Annotated in this window: 13 protein-coding genes; 9 read left to right on the forward strand and 4 right to left on the reverse strand. The window is 41.3% G+C overall.

What is annotated here, in order from left to right:
* Positions 1-18: 18 nt before the first annotated feature.
* Positions 19-2,748 carry an outer membrane beta-barrel protein gene (locus B9Y69_RS14245; protein ID WP_085473646.1) on the reverse strand — a complete coding sequence of 910 codons (2,730 nt, stop codon included), beginning with the start codon at positions 2,746-2,748 and terminating at the stop codon, positions 19-21.
* 157 nt (positions 2,749-2,905) lie between these two features.
* Here B9Y69_RS14245 and B9Y69_RS14250 point away from each other — a divergent pair, with 157 nt between their 5' ends.
* From B9Y69_RS14250 to B9Y69_RS14270, 5 genes are all read left to right on the forward strand, one after another.
* Positions 2,906-3,448, forward strand: a complete 543-nt coding sequence (locus tag B9Y69_RS14250; RefSeq protein WP_085473647.1) for a TetR/AcrR family transcriptional regulator — start codon at positions 2,906-2,908, stop codon at positions 3,446-3,448.
* Between the two features lie 93 nt (positions 3,449-3,541).
* Positions 3,542-5,245 (forward strand): glycoside hydrolase family 3 protein, encoded by a 1,704-nt coding sequence (locus B9Y69_RS14255; protein ID WP_085473712.1) that lies wholly within the window; start codon positions 3,542-3,544, stop codon positions 5,243-5,245.
* A 265-nt stretch (positions 5,246-5,510) separates the two neighbouring features.
* Positions 5,511-6,938, forward strand: a complete 1,428-nt coding sequence (locus B9Y69_RS14260; protein WP_085473648.1) for an L-serine ammonia-lyase — start codon at positions 5,511-5,513, stop codon at positions 6,936-6,938.
* A 1-nt stretch (position 6,939) separates the two neighbouring features.
* Positions 6,940-7,797 carry an MBL fold metallo-hydrolase gene (locus tag B9Y69_RS14265; RefSeq protein WP_085473649.1) on the forward strand — a complete coding sequence of 286 codons (858 nt, stop codon included), beginning with the start codon at positions 6,940-6,942 and terminating at the stop codon, positions 7,795-7,797.
* A gap of 220 nt (positions 7,798-8,017) precedes the next feature.
* Positions 8,018-9,598, forward strand: coding sequence for a sigma-70 RNA polymerase sigma factor region 4 domain-containing protein (locus B9Y69_RS14270; RefSeq protein ID WP_085473650.1), 1,581 nt, complete (start codon positions 8,018-8,020; stop codon positions 9,596-9,598).
* A 48-nt stretch (positions 9,599-9,646) separates the two neighbouring features.
* Here B9Y69_RS14270 and B9Y69_RS14275 read toward each other — a convergent pair whose 3' ends face one another.
* Positions 9,647-9,994, reverse strand: coding sequence for a phage holin family protein (locus B9Y69_RS14275; protein WP_085473651.1), 348 nt, complete (start codon positions 9,992-9,994; stop codon positions 9,647-9,649).
* Positions 9,995-10,203: 209 nt separating this feature from the next.
* On the opposite strand from B9Y69_RS14275, the gene B9Y69_RS14280 reads away from it, so the two are divergent.
* From B9Y69_RS14280 to typA, 4 genes are all read left to right on the forward strand, one after another.
* A complete protein-coding gene (locus tag B9Y69_RS14280; RefSeq protein ID WP_085473652.1) occupies positions 10,204-10,635 on the forward strand; it encodes a DUF2147 domain-containing protein in 432 nt (143 codons plus the stop codon).
* Positions 10,636-10,723: 88 nt separating this feature from the next.
* Entirely contained in the window at positions 10,724-11,971 is a 1,248-nt protein-coding gene (locus tag B9Y69_RS14285; RefSeq protein WP_085473653.1) for an ABC transporter permease, read from the forward strand.
* Positions 11,972-12,158: 187 nt separating this feature from the next.
* Positions 12,159-13,349: a glycine C-acetyltransferase gene (gene kbl, locus B9Y69_RS14290; protein ID WP_085473654.1), complete on the forward strand. Its 1,191-nt coding sequence runs from the start codon at positions 12,159-12,161 to the stop codon at positions 13,347-13,349.
* A 77-nt stretch (positions 13,350-13,426) separates the two neighbouring features.
* Entirely contained in the window at positions 13,427-15,232 is a 1,806-nt protein-coding gene (gene typA, locus B9Y69_RS14295) for a translational GTPase TypA (RefSeq protein WP_085473655.1), read from the forward strand.
* A 60-nt stretch (positions 15,233-15,292) separates the two neighbouring features.
* Here the strand turns inward: typA and B9Y69_RS14300 are convergent, their stop codons facing one another.
* Both B9Y69_RS14300 and B9Y69_RS14305 read right to left on the reverse strand, forming a co-directional pair.
* Positions 15,293-15,802, reverse strand: a complete 510-nt coding sequence (locus tag B9Y69_RS14300) for an ecotin (protein WP_085473713.1) — start codon at positions 15,800-15,802, stop codon at positions 15,293-15,295.
* A gap of 96 nt (positions 15,803-15,898) precedes the next feature.
* Positions 15,899-16,642, reverse strand: coding sequence for an aspartate/glutamate racemase family protein (locus B9Y69_RS14305; RefSeq protein WP_200811810.1), 744 nt, complete (start codon positions 16,640-16,642; stop codon positions 15,899-15,901).
* Positions 16,643-16,650 lie beyond the last annotated feature (8 nt).

A 16,650-nucleotide genomic window follows, 5' to 3' on the forward strand; every position in this document is an offset into this window, starting at 1 on the left:
CGTGCCTTACCCATCTTGTTACTTCCCAAAATTCCGCAAGTTATAATTCAGCGACAACATAAAATAGCGGGCTAACGTATTCGACATGACATTGGTAACGGCGATATCCGTAACGCGGCGATTAATATTCTGCGCATTATTGAAAATATCAAAAGCTTTGAGTGCGATCTCGGCATTTTGGCGCTTGAAGAGCTTTTTACCCAAGGATGCATTCCATAACAATGTTTTGGTGCCTGGAGCATTCAACACCCCACTGTTGTAAATATAGAGCAAGCTCGAGTTGAAGACAATAGATTTCAAGAACTCATAGTTTAACGTATGGTTCAATGTGTGCGAATAAACTTTGTAGGTTGGCGTTGTCGCAATCGGGTTATTGGTAAATGTTAAGTTTATCCGATAGTTGACTCCTGAGACAAAGCGCTTGTTGATATTCGTGCTTAGTCCAACGCGCTGTTGCAATCCGTAACTATAACCATTTAAGAAGTCGCCATTCAACACGGCAAAGTTACTGTTGTAGTACATGCTGTTGTTCAGGTTTAGGTTCAGCTTCCACTTTTTGATCGGTACCCCAAAGCTGTTGGTCAGACGCACACTGTAGGCCCCATCTACATTAACCGGTACTGTATACTGCCCCCCAGCACCCAGTACGACGTCGTCAAATAAAACCATAGCTGTATCTGTCATCAGAACCGAATTTACAATTTTATCATTGGTGTAATTGAAATCCAAGCTGCTGTTAAAGCTCTGTCCGGTAGTGCGTTTTACATCTTTGTATTGCACTTTCACGCTGTGGTTGTATTCCTGCTCCAAGTTCGGATTGCCATTGCTGATACGAAGCTCGTTTTGGTTGTTCACATAATCCTGAAGTTGATTAATCGTTGGCGTATTGGTGTTGGTGTTGTAATTAAATTCCAGGCGTCTTTCTTTATTGAAATTATACGTTACCGATAGTTCTGGATGGAAGCTTCCAAAATCAGCCTTTGTGACCAAGTTGATTGGGAATGTCCGATCATTATTTCGGATACCGTGTTGGTAGCTCAATCCCACCTGTATGCGGAGCGAATCTTTTTTGTTATAAGAAAGCGAGAGACCTCCTTTATGGTAGTTGTAATCATTGCGAAACTCATTGGACAGCCGTTCACTCAGTTCCCCCAGCTGACCTGTTTCCGCGAGAAACTCAAAGGTCTGTCGATCCGAGTAATTGGTTGTGTTTCGGAAGCTGTAGTTCAGCTGTAGGCGCGTCCGTTGGGAAAGATTTTCCGTTAATGCCAAGCGGCTACTAAACCCTGAACCGTAGCCATTGGTTACACTCTGGTTGTTGTTCGTGTCGATGCGGCTTACAAGCCCCTCTTTATAATATTGTGTTAATGCTAAATTCTTTCCCAATGCATCATTTGTACTTTTATTTCCAGAAACATTGACCGAAACCGTTCGTCCCGATTTCCGAAAACGATACATGTAGGTCAGGTCACCGCCAAAATTAAAGTTAGAGTTGTCGTTATTATTGCTGCGGTTAGACTGGTTGATCAAGTCATTCACCTTTCTGAAGCTTGAACTTGCGCTTTGCCCAGAGCGTCCCTGGCTGGTGTAGCTTAGGTTCGGGGAAAAGTCGATACGCTGTGCGGAGTCCAATGTCCAACGAATTCGTGCGTTGGCGCGGTGTTCAATATCCTTATTGCTATTAGTTTGTGCTGCCTGCTGCAATTGATTGGCGCGTGTTCCCAAGATATATTCGGTCTCCGAATTAGAGATAATGTCAGTTGCTGAGGATCGGAAGTTATAGTCGCCACTGACATCCATTTTCTTATTCAGGAATAGATTGTTGTAGTTTATTGCCGCAGCATAGGTGTCTGATAAACCTCGCTCGGTGTTGTTGTTTCCTCGTCGGGATCCACCACGCCCTTGTTCTGCAAAATTTGTTTCATTGACATTATTTCCCATCAGATTGACGGCAATTTTTTGATCGTCTTGAAAACGATTAATGGAGGAGTTCAGCTGGAATTTGTTATGGTCACCATACCCGGATGCTGCTTTCCCGAAGAGCCCCCGTTTTTTGTCTGGTTTGGTGACGATATTGATTACCTTGCGCCGCTGCCCGTCATCAAATCCCGAAAATTTTGCTTGTTCAGATTTTTCATCAATAATCTGAACTTTGTCTATAATTTCTGCGGGTAGGGTTTTTAATGCAATCCGTGGATCTGTACTGAAAAACTCTTTTCCATCCACGATAATCTTCGTTACATTCTCGCCATGTGCTTTTACATTTCCTTCCTCATCCAATTCTACACCTGGAATCTGTGCGATTAGTTCATCGGCATCTGCAAACTCTCGGGTAGAAAATTTCTTGGCATCAAATTCCATGGTGTCCCCCTTTAGTGCGACAGCTGCACCGGCCGTAATTTCAATCTCTTCCAGAACTACCTCGGATGGATCTAGCAGAAAGATAGTCTGCACGTTCTTGTCGGTAATCGTGACCTGCTTATCTACCGGTTGGTGCCCTATATTTGAAAGTTTGATGAGGTATTTGCCAGCAGATACCTGGAAGGCAAAAGATCCTTGTTTATCACTTGAGGTGCTTTTTATTACACTGTCCTTTTCATTCAGCAGTTTTAGTGTAGCCCCACCGACTGGTGCTGATGATATCTTATCCAGAATCTTTCCCGTAATCGATTGTTGGCCGAAGGCAACGAAGGAGAAAAGGATCATCAGAAAAAAAAGACCGATACGACGACGGAAAAAGCGATTCATGGTTGTAGTTTAATCAAAACCAAAGATAATGTCGCCAATGTAAATTACTGTTAATGTGTTAAAAAAATTACAGGACTTAATCAGATGATAACAAGTGGGTGACGTAAGAGGACAGTGGGCTCAAAAAAAATAAATATCTTTGTGAAATTTGTTTGGAATGAGAGACAGTACGTTAAGTCGAAAAGAGAAAATCATGCGGGTAGCCCTATCGTTGTTTGCAACGAATGGGTATATTGATACATCCACAAAGGAAATCTCGATCGAAGCAGGGGTGTCCGAAGCCTTGATTTTTAAGCATTTTGGGAATAAGGATGCTTTATTGGCACATATTATTAAGGCAGGCTATCGTCGGGTTTTATCACATCATCGTGGTATGATGACCTATAAAGACCCAAAGGAGTTTTTAAAAAATATGATATTTCTCCCGAGCCAACTCGTCGCAGAAGAACCTTTGTTTTGGAAGTTACAAGAACGGTTGTGGCACAATACGTTCTCCAAACAACAGCATGAGCAGTTCATGAAACCTGTACAGCCTATTTTGCAGAAGGCATTCTCGGAATTGGGCTATAAAGAACCGGAATTGGAGACGCAATATTTATTATTGATAATCGATATGCTCTGGAAAAGAGAAGTTAGTGGTGATGTGACCAATGGCTTAGAACTTGCCGGCTTGTTGGAGCAAAAATACAATCTTCTGTAGTGCGATTTTGTGCATGTTTTGTTTTAAAAGACGCATAAAATTTTGATGATATTGTTTTTTTCGCTTATTTCGAAGATGCATAACAAACTAAATATGATAAAAAAACTGTTCGTCTTATTCGGGCTATGTGCTGCGATTGGAAGTGCACAAGCACAGAAAAGGCCAGATTTTGTTAATTTTATTAATACAAAAAACACATGGGTCGATTCGGTATTTAATTCTTTGACACCGAAGGAGCGTATCGCACAACTATTCTTGGTTCGTGCACATACCAATTTAGGTCAAAAGTATATTGATTCTGTTGCTCAGGTTGTTCAGAAAGAGCAGTTGGGTGGTCTTGTTGTTTTTCAAGGTGGGCCAGTTCGTCATGCCGAAATGTTCAATAGATATCAGAAGTTAACAAAAGTTCCACTATTGATAACTTTTGATGGGGAGTGGGGATTAGGGATGCGGTTGCCAGATTCCACTATTTCTTTCCCATATCAGATGACTTTGGGTGCTATTCAGAATGATAAACTCATTTATGAAATGGGGCGCCAAGTGGCCAAGGACTTCTTACGCATTGGTATGCAGTTTAACTTTGCACCGGTTGTAGATATTAATAATAACCCTAAAAATCCGGTGATCAATTTCCGTTCTTTTGGTGATAACAAGCAAAATGTGACGCGTAAAGCAAAAGCATATATGGATGGCATGGTGGACGGTGGAATCATCGCGTCACTGAAACATTTTCCTGGACACGGCGATACAGATGTGGATTCGCACTATGATTTACCCCAATTAACATTCTCGAAAGGTCGTCTCGATACATTGGAAATTTTTCCTTTTCGGGAGTTGATCAAAGCGGGCGCTCCTGCCGTTATGGTTGCACATATGAATATCCCTACCTTAGACGCCACACCAAATATTCCTTCTTCGATCTCTCGTAAGGTAGTGACCGATTTATTACGTAAGGAGCTCGGATTTAAAGGGCTTACTGTGACGGATGCTATGGATATGAAAGGTGTTAAAAAGCACTTCCCGAATGGTGAAGCAGATGTTATGGCCATTGAGGCCGGTCATGATTTATTAGAGATTTCTGAGAATAGTGCACGTGCGATCGATTTGGTTGAAAAAGCAGTGAAGAGCGGACGCATAAAGCAGGCTGAGTTGGACGAGCGTGTGAAGCGAGTTTTGGCATCGAAGTATTGGGTAGGTCTGAATCAGTATCGTCCGGTGAACCTGATAAACCTAAATAGCGATTTGAACAGCCCCTCTGCGCAATCATTGGTGCAGCGCCTTGCAGATGCAGCCGTAACGGTGCTGAAGTCAGATAAGGGGATAAAGTCATTTAATAAAAATACACAAACAGCCATTGTCTCGGTTGGTATTAAGGAAGCGCAAGATTTTGAAAAGGGATTAGGTGTTCAGTTAAACAACAAGAAAGAATACCTTATTACAGGGCAGGAAACGGAAGAGCAGTTGAAAGACCTGTTAAAAGATATACGTAAAAATCGTCAGATTATCTTAGCAATTCACGACAATAGATCGCGTCCAAGAAGCGAATCTGATTTAAATGCGGTGACTAAAGATTTTATTGATAAGTTGGCTGGTAGAAGAACGGTAACAGCGATGTTTACCAATCCATACGCAATCGATAACCTGCCTGTTGGTCGTAGTAATAGCATTATTGTGGGATATCAAAATGATGCTTTTATGCAAAAAGCTGTGTTAAAGGTGCTTTTGGGACAAATCAAATCGCAAGGAAAACTATCTGTCACAATTAATAAAGATTTTAAAACGGGAAGCGGATTATAAGAAATCTGCTTCCATCGAGGTACTAAAAGCACGGGACGACAACCCCGTGCTTTTTTATTTGTTGCTCGCCCTTCCTCTTTTAATTACTTACCTTTGTTTAGGTATACGGTTGTAAACCAATAGCATTTCCAAAGGAAATGTGATTTTCCTAATTAATAGCCTCAAAGCTTATCATATTGCTAAGTTTATTCTTTAAAAATTAGCATATAAAATGAAGTAAATTACACTTTAAACGATATTTTTGTTCGGCTTAAATTTTGAGTAAATGGCAAAAGAACAAATCTCTATATTTGACATGTTTAAGATAGGTATTGGACCCTCTAGTTCACATACCTTAGGACCTTGGCGTGCGGCACAACGTTTTGTCGATGTGTTGCGGAATCGACAGGTGTTAGATAAGGTCAAAGAGATCAAGATCTTACTTTATGGATCACTAGCGAAAACAGGTGTGGGGCACGGAACCGATATTGCGGTTCTATTGGGATTAAGTGGCGATGATCCCGTAACTTTTGATGTATATCAGGTTATGCCTAAAGTAGATCACATAAAAACCTCGCACAAGATTATTCTAGGTGCGGAGAAAGAGGTTACCTTTAGTTATACCGAGGATTTATTGTTTCTATTTGCCGAGAGTCTGCCCTATCATCCGAATGCAGTAACTTTTCAAGCGTTCCTGGAAGATGGGACTGCTATCAGTGAGACTTACTATTCTATTGGTGGTGGTTTTGTGGTGCAAGAAAATGATGCAGAGGGTTTTTTGAGTGAGGTTGATATGTCTTTTCCTGTTGAAAATGCACAAGAACTGATGGTGTGGTGTATGAAGACTGGGTTGAAAATCTCTGAGCTCGTGATGGAAAATGAATTGGCGTGGCGTCCGGAGGAGGAAACTCGTCGGGGTGTGATGCAGATTTTCCACACCATTAAAGATTGTATTTATAAGGGTTGCCACACCGCCGGTGTATTGCCGGGTGGCTTGAATGTCGAAAGACGAGCTGCAAAAATGAATAAGCGTCTTCTTAAAGGACGAGAATATAATGATTTTGATAGTTGGGTAGAGGCTATCCGCGGGGGAGGTAAGGACTTTGGTTATATCCTGGATTGGGTCAGTTGTTTTGCTTTGTCGGTAAATGAGGAGAATGCTTCCTTTGGACGTGTTGTTACCGCTCCGACGAATGGAGCCTCAGGTGTGATTCCAGCGGTTTTACAATACTATATAACATTTCACGATTGTTATAAAGAGGATAAGATTCTTCAATTTATAGCGACTGCATCAGAGATTGGATCTATTTTCAAAAAAGGAGCAACGATATCGGCTGCCATGGGCGGGTGTCAAGCAGAGATTGGTGTTTCTTCGGCGATGGCAGCCGGCGCTTTAACCGAATGTCTGGGTGGTTCTCAGCGCCAGGTATTGATGGCCGCAGAGATTGCGATGGAGCACCATTTGGGCTTAACCTGTGACCCGATTGGCGGATTAGTGCAGATTCCATGTATTGAGCGGAATACCATGGGCGCAATCAAGGCAATTACGGCGGCACAATTAGCGTTGACTTCAAATCCAGATAAAGCGAAAGTAAGTTTGGATGCTGTTGTGAGCACGATGTGGGAGACGGCCCAAGATATGAATGTAAAGTATAAAGAAACGGCTGACGGTGGTTTAGCTATTAAAGTTCCATTAAGCTTACCTGAGTGTTAAGATGAAGTATTGTGCGCTGGCCTCGGGAAGTAATGGGAACTGTTATTATATAGCGGATGGGGACGATGCAATCTTGGTCGATGTGGGTATCAATACGAAACATGTGCTCTTGCGTATGGCAGCAATCGGCGTTGATCCGGCATCTGTTAAAGCAATTTTTATTACGCACGAGCACACGGATCATATCCGTGGTCTTTCTGTTTTCTGTAAGCGCTATGCAATTCCGGTGTATATCACGGCCGGTTCTTATAAAGGGAGCCGATTGCACCTGCCGGAAGACCTTGTACATATTATAGCGCCTAATGCTCAAGTCGTGATTGGAAAACTAACCGTTTATGGTGTGCCTAAATACCACGACGCGAAGGAGCCGTGTAGTTTTCTAATCTCTAATGGTGTCCTGAATATTGGTGTTCTTACCGATATTGGTCGTGCTTGCGACAATGTAAAACAAGTTATTCAGCATTCGGATATCTTATTGCTTGAAGCCAATTATGATGAGAATATGTTGAATTATGGTCGTTATTCCTATTATTTAAAAAACCGAATTAAAAGTGGTTGGGGCCATATTTCTAATACAGAAGCATTGGAAGCTTTCATGGCTAGTCGGAGCCCAAGGTTACGGCACCTGATGCTTACGCATCTTTCCGGGGAAAACAATGAGGTCGAATTGGTGCGTGAGACTTTTGCACCATATTGTGAAGATATTCAACTTTCTGTTGCAACGAGATACCAAGAGACCCCGTTATTTGATACCGAAGGTGCTGTAGACGAGACTTCCAGCGTAACAATAGAAACAGAGATTGTTGTTCTGGAGACCGTTTTTTCCTTTTCTTTTATAACGACAGACCTATCTTCTTAATCCCTGTTTTTATGGGGAAGGTCGTAACTTTGTGTTATAGAATTTAATTTACAATAACTTCATTTGCTGTATGGAAAACTTTTAGTTAGTTTTGTCGCTAATCGGCGACAAGCCACTACAGACATCTACTTAAATGTTTACGATTAACCCTACGATTAACCGATCTATCTTGATCGTTTTAAAAGTCTTATTTTTCACATTCGGGGTGAATAGCATTGTTATGGCTAATTCCGAAAGGTCACCGTTGCAAGAAACCTTTATTCCTATTTTCAAAAAAAGCTATGAGCGGGTACGTGCGGGGCATTTTGAAATTTCGCGACTACCGGCGGGTGGGAATTCCCAAGAAGAAAAGTTGCTCTTTATTGCGAATCAGATTAATCTGGCGAAGTATTACGTAAATAATGATGGGGAGACAACGTTGCTAAGTAGTGATTTGCTGGACGAGGCGATTGTAACGACCAGAACGTTAAATGATAACGGACTTCTTGTTTTTTCATTGGTGCAGCGGGGCTATCATTTCTATCGTAATCGTAAAATTACTTTGGCTATGCCTGATTTTTTGGAGGCTATGTTTTTATTGGAACGTGACAAGAAGCTACATCCTCCTTTTGCCGAAGAAGTTTACAAAGAGATCGGTTTTTTTATGGGAACGATAGGTGATTTTCAAACCGGTATAAATTACTTGTTAAAATCCATGAAGTATACGACCGATGGGAAAGAATTGGCGGGGTTGTTTGATAACCTGGGTTATTACAGTGTGCAGCAGGGTAATATGTCGGCTGCGCGCGAATACTTTGATAAAGCTTGGGCACAGGCGGTGAAGGAGAAAGATGAGGTTCGACAAGCCAAGATTATGGGAAATCAAGCTTTGGTAGAGTTACATGAAAAAAACGAAACTAAAGCTGTTGAATTACTTCAAGCGGATATTCATATCTCCAATAAACATGATGCGCAGCTTAATACCTTATATGCCACGAATATATTGGCAGATATTTTGATCACACAGGGTCGATTCGAGGAGGCTAAGAGCGACCTCTTAAAAGTGAAGGGCTTCGCAGATAAACATGAAAACTTAATTGTCCGCCGACATAAGCTGAATGAGCATCTTCTTGCTATTGCGGTGGGACAGAAGGATGAAAACACCGAAATTAGATTACGACGTTTACTCGCAAAGATGCAGGATACGCTGGATTTGTTTGATGGAGAGAATGTGACCAAACAAGCGATGTGGCTTGCAGATAAAGAATTGATAAATGAGCGATTGCGTTTGACAAACACCGCTTATAGTGTTGAGAAAAAGAAATACATAAGTTTTCTTGGGGCAGCTGGGGTTGGTGTCGTGGCCTTGTTGATCGCGGTCTATTATCTTTCTAAAAAGCGTAAAAAAGAAGCACCTCTTAGTCAGCTGTCTTTTTTGAATCAAAACGATCATGTGGATGACGAGAGTGGAGAGCCTGTTTCTACGGAAGTGGTTGGTGGGGTTGATTCGGCGACATTGCTGTCAGAAAGTATATTGAATTCACACCTCTTAACGGAGGAAAAATGGAACCAGTTTAAGCATGGTTTCGCATTGAAATATCCAAATAGCTATCAGTCTTTACGTCGTGATTTTCCAGAGCTTTCCGAAAGTAATTTACGTATAGTCTTGCTGTGGCGATTGAACCTGACAACCAAGGAGATCGGCTCTTTGCTTGGGGTGAGTGCCGATGCGGTGAAAAAGTCGAAACAGCGGTTGCGTAAAAAGATGGGCGAAGAAAAGTACAGCCAATTTTTGACATTTATTGAAGGGCCAGAACAGTAGGTTTTACCCTTCCGGCCCTTTGACTTGTTTCGCAAACCTTCTTTCGGTCTATTTACTTCGACCTGTTAATTGATTCATGATCATTTCGATAACGGCTACTGCAATTGCAAAAAGTGCCGTCGTCCAAAAACCATCTACCTCAAATTTAGACCCCATTATTTTGTCTGTTAACATAATCATCAATACGGTGATGATAAAAGACACGAGACCAAAAGTAAGCCAGTTTAAGGGGAATGTAAATAGGCGGAGGATACTTCCAAAGATGCCGTTCACAACACCAATCATTAATCCGGTCGCTATAGCCCACCAAAAACTTGTGACATGTGCTCCAGGTACAATATATGCCGCGAGAGCGATGACGATACCTGTGATAAATACGCTGATAATAAATTTCATAGTGATATCTTTTTAATTCTGTAGACGTTTAAGTAGCATTGCTACGTTGCGCTCCGGTTCTCCTTTTGCGCCTAAACGATAAAGGTCAAAAAAAATGCCAAACCTATTCGGGGAGCAATTTTGATAACCGAAATAGAAATCCTTTATTTTATTATGCTGACATAGAAATAAATAGTAACTTTAAGAAACAGTTATAAACAACGAATGATATGAAAAAGATTTTATTGACCTTTTTTGGGCTTTTGGCAACGGTTTGTCTTTTTGCACAAACCAATGATGCGATTGTTGGTAAATGGAAAACCATAGATGATGAAAGCGGTCAGGCGAAGTCCATCGTGGAGATATTTAAAAAATCGGATGGTAAGTATTACGGAAAAATTTCGCAGCTACTCTTGAAGCCAGAAAATGATAAATGTGTGAACTGCAAAGACGATCGTAAAGATAAACCATTGATCGGTATGGAGGTTATTCGCGGATTATCAAAAAGTAAGAGTGAGTATACGGGGGGCAGTATTGTGGATCCAAAAAATGGAAAAACATATAAATGTACGGTAACCCGAGACGGAGATAAGCTGAATGTACGCGGTTATGTTGGTTTTTCGCTTATCGGAAGAACACAAACGTGGCATCTGGTGAAGTAGGGACGATTTGCTTTTTAATAATATTTCGATTAATTTACTCTATTAAAAGTTTTGAATTTTTTCTAAGTTTGGTAATAAGAATTAATCGATGTCGGTAAACATGTCCTATACAGAGAATGTGAAGCTTGCGTTGCAATCTATTGTGAGCAATAAACTTCGTACATTCTTAACTGCTTTAATTATTGCTATTGGTATAATGGCGCTCATAGGTGTGTTGACTTCTATTGACGCGATACAAAGCTCGTTGACGAATTCGTTTTCATCGATGGGCTCTAATTCATTCAATATTCGAAACAGAGGCGTCAATGTACAAATTGGTGGGTCTGGTAATAAAGCAAAAGTTTTCCGGTCAATTACCTATCAAGAAGCTTTGGCATTCAAAGATAATTTCGATTATGGGGCGCTGGTTTCTTTAAATGTAAATGTAACTTGGGGGGCGACGGCAAAATATATGGCCGAAAAAACAAACCCCAATATCGGTGTCTTAGGTTCCGATGAGAACTACTTGGAGACATCCGGTTATAAGCTTGAAGATGGACGAAACTTTACGGCCCAGGATATCGAGAATGCAAATCCCGTTGTGATCATTGGCCAGGAGGTCAAAACCAAGCTATTTAAGAATAACAAAAAGGCAGTGGGGGAGTACATCACGATTGGGGGGGCACGCTTTACGGTGATTGGTGTGCTGGAAAGTAAAGGGTCAAGTGCCGGATTTGGATCTGATAAAGCTTGTTTTATTCCGATATCACGGGGGAGAGCAATGATATCCAATGCCAATCCTTCATTTGTGATTACAGTCATGACGAGCGATCCCTTTAAGATGGATGGCGCGGAAGGTGAGGCGATAGCGACGTTCCGAAAAATTAGAGCTTTAAATGCGAAACAAAGCAATGATTTCGAAATAATAAAATCTGATGCCGTTGCGCAGATGTTAATGCAGAATTTAACATATGTGACCATGGGTGCAATTGTTATCGCATTTATTACGCTGGTTGGTGCCTCAATTGGATTAATGAACATCATGTTAGTCTCAGTAACGGAGCGTACTCGGGAGATTGGTGTGCGAAAAGCGATTGGCGCCACGCCAAGTGTGATTCGCAAGCAGTTCCTAATGGAGGCTGTTGTCATCTGTGTTTTGGGGGGGATTGCAGGCATTGTGTTGGGTATCCTAATTGGTAATGTATTGGCCTTGGCTTTGGGTGCCGATTTTATAATTCCATGGAAATGGATGATGCTTGGACTGACGGTTTGTATTGGTGTAGGAATGCTTTCAGGCTATTATCCAGCGTCCAAAGCTTCAAAATTAGACCCTGTAGAAGCGTTACGCTACGAATAAAATTTAAACAATCGATTTCTTGTCAGGAAGCGAAGCTATTGCAACGCGAAATTGTACCTTTGTATAGGAGTGTTGTATTGTGGCTGTCTAGCGTGATCTGTTAAGACAGAGCAACCTCACGGCTCACAATTTTACGAGTTAACTATTTCACGATGTCTGGAAGTAGGCATTTTTTAGAATAAAGGATATGTACAAAACATTAAAACCCGCATTAGAGAAAGAACTAGCAGCAATTAAAGAGGCTGGCTTGTATAAAGAAGAACGTATTATCATCACGCCGCAAGGTGCTGATATTAAAGTTAGCACAGGCCAAGAGGTGGTTAATTTTTGTGCGAATAACTATTTAGGCCTTTCCTCCAATCCAAAAGTTATTGAAGCCGCAAAAAAGGCGATCGATACCCATGGTTATGGTATGTCCTCGGTACGTTTTATTTGTGGTACACAAGATATTCACAAAACGTTAGAAGCAAAGCTATCGACTTTCTTAGGGACAGAAGATACGATCCTATATGCGGCGGCATTCGATGCAAATGGTGGTGTATTTGAGCCCCTTTTCGGAGCGGAGGATGCCATTATCTCGGATGAGCTGAACCATGCTTCAATCATTGATGGGGTGCGCTTATGTAAAGCCCAACGCTTCCGCTATAAAAACTGTGATATGGCGGATTTGGAAGCACAATTGATTGCTGCTTCTGGTGCACGTCACAAAATAATTGTTACAGACGGCGCTTTCTCTATGGATGGGTCGGTTGCTCCTTTGGACAAAATTTGTGACTTAGCAGATAAGTATGAAGCGTTGGTGATGATCGATGAATCACACTGTTCTGGATTCATTGGTAAGACAGGTCGTGGTACGCATGAGTTGTTTGATGTTATCGAACGTGTGGATATTATCACGGGTACATTAGGTAAGGCTTTAGGCGGTGCGTCTGGTGGTTTTACTTCCGGAAAGAAAGAAATTATCGATATGCTACGTCAGCGTTCACGTCCATATTTATTTTCAAACACGCTTGCTCCTGCTATCGCTGGCGCTTCGGTTGCCGTATTGGATATGTTGAGCGAGACGACAGAATTACGCGATAAGTTAGAAAGTAACACGCTCTATTTCCGTGAAAAGATGACAGAGGCAGGTTTCGATATCAAGCCAGGTTTTCATCCGATCGTCCCTGTGATGTTGTATGATGCTAAGTTGGCACAAGAGTTTGCGGCGCGTATGCTCGAAGAAGGAATATATGTAATTGGGTTTTATTATCCTGTTGTACCGCAAGGAAAAGCACGTATTCGCGTTCAAATCTCTGCTGGCCACGATGTGGAACACTTAGATAAAGCTATTCAGGCGTTTACGAAAGTGGGTCGAGAATTAGAGGTAATAAAATAATAATATAAAAAATAAAAATAAGAGGTGCAAAATTATTATCTTTGCACCTCTTATTTTTTATAATACATTATCGCTCAATGCAAAACATCAGAAATATCGCGATTATCGCACACGTTGACCACGGTAAGACAACTCTTGTCGACAAAATCTTATACTTCACTAATCAGTTTAGAGAAAATGAAAATGCTGGTGAGTTAATTTTGGATAATAACGACCTGGAAAGAGAGCGTGGTATCACTATTGTATCTAAAAACGTTGCTGTAAAGTATAAAGACGTTAAAATCAATATTATCGACACCCCTGGTCACGCCGATTTCGGTGGTGAGGTAGAGCGTGTTTTGAAAATGGCTGATGGTGTTGTTTTGTTGGTGGATGCCTTCGAAGGGCCAATGCCACAAACACGTTTTGTTACAGGAAAGGCTTTAGGTCTTGGTATCAAGCCTATCGTCGTAGTAAACAAAGTGGACAAAGAAAACTGTCGTCCAGAAGAGGTTTACGAAAATGTATTTGACTTGTTCTTCAACTTAGGTGCGAACGAAGATCAATTGGATTTCCCAGTATTGTACGGTTCATCGAAACAAGGATGGATGTCTAAAGACTGGAAAAAACCAACAGAGGACTTCACGGAACTCCTAGATGCTATCATCGAGCATATCCCTGCTCCTAAAGTGTCTGAAGGTACATTACAAATGCAAATCACTTCCCTTGATTATTCTACTTTCGTAGGTCGTATCGCGATTGGCCGTGTTGCCCGTGGAACGATCAAAGAAAACCAACCCGTTTCTTTAGTGAAACGCGATGGTAAAATAGTGAAATCTCGTGTTAAAGAATTACAGGTTTTTGAAGGACTAGGACGTATTAAAGTTCCAGAAGTTCATGCCGGTGATATCTGTGCTGTTGTCGGTATCGAAGGTTTCGATATTGGTGATACAATTGCTGATTTTGAAAATCCAGAGCAATTAGAGGTAATCAGCATTGATGAGCCTACAATGAACATGCTTTTCACGATCAATAACTCTCCATTCTTCGGTAAAGAAGGTAAATTGGTTACTTCACGTAACATCTATGACCGTTTACAGAAAGAATTAGAGAAAAACTTAGCATTACGCGTTGTGCCTACAGAGTCTCCGGACGCTTGGTTGGTATACGGTCGTGGTATTCTTCACTTGTCTGTTCTTATCGAGACGATGCGTCGCGAAGGTTACGAATTGCAAGTAGGACAACCTCAGGTAATTGTAAAAGAAATTGACGGTGTTAAATGTGAGCCTATTGAAGAGCTTGTAGTTGACGTACCGGGTGATGTAGCTGGTAAAGTAATCGAATTGGTAACACAGCGTAAAGGTGAGTTGTTGATTATGGAAGCTAAAGGTGATATGCAACACTTGGAATTCTCTATCCCTTCCCGTGGTATCATTGGTTTGCGTAACAACGTATTGACAGCTACAGCTGGAGAGGCTGTAATGGCACACCGTTTGAAAGGATATGAGCCTTGGAAAGGAACAATCCCTGGTCGTTTGGCGGGTGTATTGATCTCATTGGATACAGGTTCGACTACAGCATACTCTATCGATAAATTACAAGATCGTGGTCGTTTCTTTGTTGATCCAGGAGTAGAGGTTTATGAAGGACAAATCTTGGGTGAGCACATCCGTGATAACGATCTAACAATCAACGTAACAAAAGGTAAGCAGTTGACAAATATGCGTGCATCAGGTTCTGATGACAATACACGTATTGCTCCTGCAATCAAGTTCTCTTTAGAGGAGTGTATGGAATACATCCAAGCTGATGAGTACATTGAAGTAACACCACAATCTATGCGTCTACGTAAAATCTATTTAACGGAAAATGAGCGTAAAGTAAACGCGAAAAAATTCCAATAATAGCATAAGCAATAAAAAAAGCCTTCGAAATTTCGAAGGCTTTTTTTATTGCTGTTATTTTTATTTCTTTTGTCTTACTTCTGCAGCCCGGTAGATATCGTCTTCGGCTTTGAAAATTCTGAACTGTACGTCGTATCCCTCAGGTACATAAATAACGATCGGTAACCGTCCATTGTAGTTCGTCACGGTTGGACCTGCAGAAACAAATTTGAGTACCCGCTCATTATCGGGACACGCCATTAATGTGCTTGCTGCTCCTCCGTTGGACTTGAAAACATAGTAGTTATACCCCCAACCCTCTAATGGTTTCTCTTCCAAAGAACCTTGTAAACGGTGCGTGTTGCACTTGTCTACTTCCATCATTTTACCAATCGTAAATTCAATTTTCTTGTTATTGTCATTATCCGAATGTGGAACTTCAATAACCATTTGCTTATAACCTGCTTCAGGCTTAGGGAAAATAGATGGATCTTGTTTGATAATTGTGCTTTGCGCCATAGTAACGTTGTTAAAACCAATAAAGGCAAGTAATAATCCTACACCTAAACCTTTCACTATTTTCTTTTTCATGTGCATATATTTTTCTTATTAATCGAAACTCGATATGTAATCGCTACAATCAGCCCGTTTTTATGTAAGACTGCAGTTCTCGGGTTGGGTTTAATTCTAATCGTGCAACTTGCTTGGATCGATCTCCCGAATCAGCGCACGAGCCAAGATCCGGTTTGGATCAATGACCGGTAGGCCTGAGTTTTCTTTTTCTGGAATTGCCAAAGGCAATTCAGTGCACCCTAAAACAATTGCTTTAGCTCCCAATTTCTTAAGTTCCATGATCGAGGCAATAATTTCCTGTCGTGCACGATTGCTGACTGGTGAAGAAATAGCCTTTATGCCGTATGTTTTGTCATAAATACTTGCATGAATTTTTTCTTGGAGCGCATCATCGGGTTCCACTGTTTCCAATCCATTTTGGGATAGAATGTTTTTATACAAGCCCGTGTTTTTAGTTCCAGTGGTACTGAGTACCCCCACATCAATACCTCCAAAGTTCTGCTGTATAAACGAAGCCGTCTCTTCCACCAAATGCAAGAGTTTGACTCGACTTCCTGCGTGTGCTAACTCTTCTTTAATGACATCAAAGATACGTGGAGCATGCGCCGTATTACAAGGTATAGCGACCACGGTAGCACCTGTTTTTTCAAGCTCTTGAATAATTTCTGCAATGGCATAGGCCGGGTTTTCACTTTCTTGTCCTAAGAGATATGCCGTGCGGTCTGCAATTCTATGTGGTTGCGAAGAAAGTAATACCGGCAAGTGCTCTTGATCTGTCGTGGCTATGGTTTCTTCAATAATTTTAGTTACGATGTCTAGTCCGGCAAGCGGACCTACACCTCCAATAATTCCGATCATATCTATAA

It is taken from the genome of Sphingobacterium psychroaquaticum (assembly GCF_900177625.1).
In the GTDB taxonomy this organism is placed as follows: domain Bacteria; phylum Bacteroidota; class Bacteroidia; order Sphingobacteriales; family Sphingobacteriaceae; genus Sphingobacterium; species Sphingobacterium psychroaquaticum.

Bases quoted from the DNA above. Each gene is read 5' to 3' on its own strand.
- B9Y69_RS14245 (WP_085473646.1), bottom strand. From the start codon at position 2,748: ATGAATCGCTTTTTCCGTCGTCGTATCGGTCTTTTTTTTCTGATGATC.
- B9Y69_RS14250 (WP_085473647.1), top strand. From the start codon at position 2,906: ATGAGAGACAGTACGTTAAGTCGAAAAGAGAAAATCATGCGGGTAGCC.
- B9Y69_RS14255 (WP_085473712.1), top strand. From the start codon at position 3,542: ATGATAAAAAAACTGTTCGTCTTATTCGGGCTATGTGCTGCGATTGGA.
- B9Y69_RS14260 (WP_085473648.1), top strand. From the start codon at position 5,511: ATGGCAAAAGAACAAATCTCTATATTTGACATGTTTAAGATAGGTATT.
- B9Y69_RS14265 (WP_085473649.1), top strand. From the start codon at position 6,940: ATGAAGTATTGTGCGCTGGCCTCGGGAAGTAATGGGAACTGTTATTAT.
- B9Y69_RS14270 (WP_085473650.1), top strand. From the start codon at position 8,018: ATGGCTAATTCCGAAAGGTCACCGTTGCAAGAAACCTTTATTCCTATT.
- B9Y69_RS14275 (WP_085473651.1), bottom strand. From the start codon at position 9,994: ATGAAATTTATTATCAGCGTATTTATCACAGGTATCGTCATCGCTCTC.
- B9Y69_RS14280 (WP_085473652.1), top strand. From the start codon at position 10,204: ATGAAAAAGATTTTATTGACCTTTTTTGGGCTTTTGGCAACGGTTTGT.
- B9Y69_RS14285 (WP_085473653.1), top strand. From the start codon at position 10,724: ATGTCGGTAAACATGTCCTATACAGAGAATGTGAAGCTTGCGTTGCAA.
- kbl (WP_085473654.1), top strand. From the start codon at position 12,159: ATGTACAAAACATTAAAACCCGCATTAGAGAAAGAACTAGCAGCAATT.
- typA (WP_085473655.1), top strand. From the start codon at position 13,427: ATGCAAAACATCAGAAATATCGCGATTATCGCACACGTTGACCACGGT.
- B9Y69_RS14300 (WP_085473713.1), bottom strand. From the start codon at position 15,802: ATGAAAAAGAAAATAGTGAAAGGTTTAGGTGTAGGATTATTACTTGCC.
- B9Y69_RS14305 (WP_200811810.1), bottom strand. From the start codon at position 16,642: ATGATCGGAATTATTGGAGGTGTAGGTCCGCTTGCCGGACTAGACATC.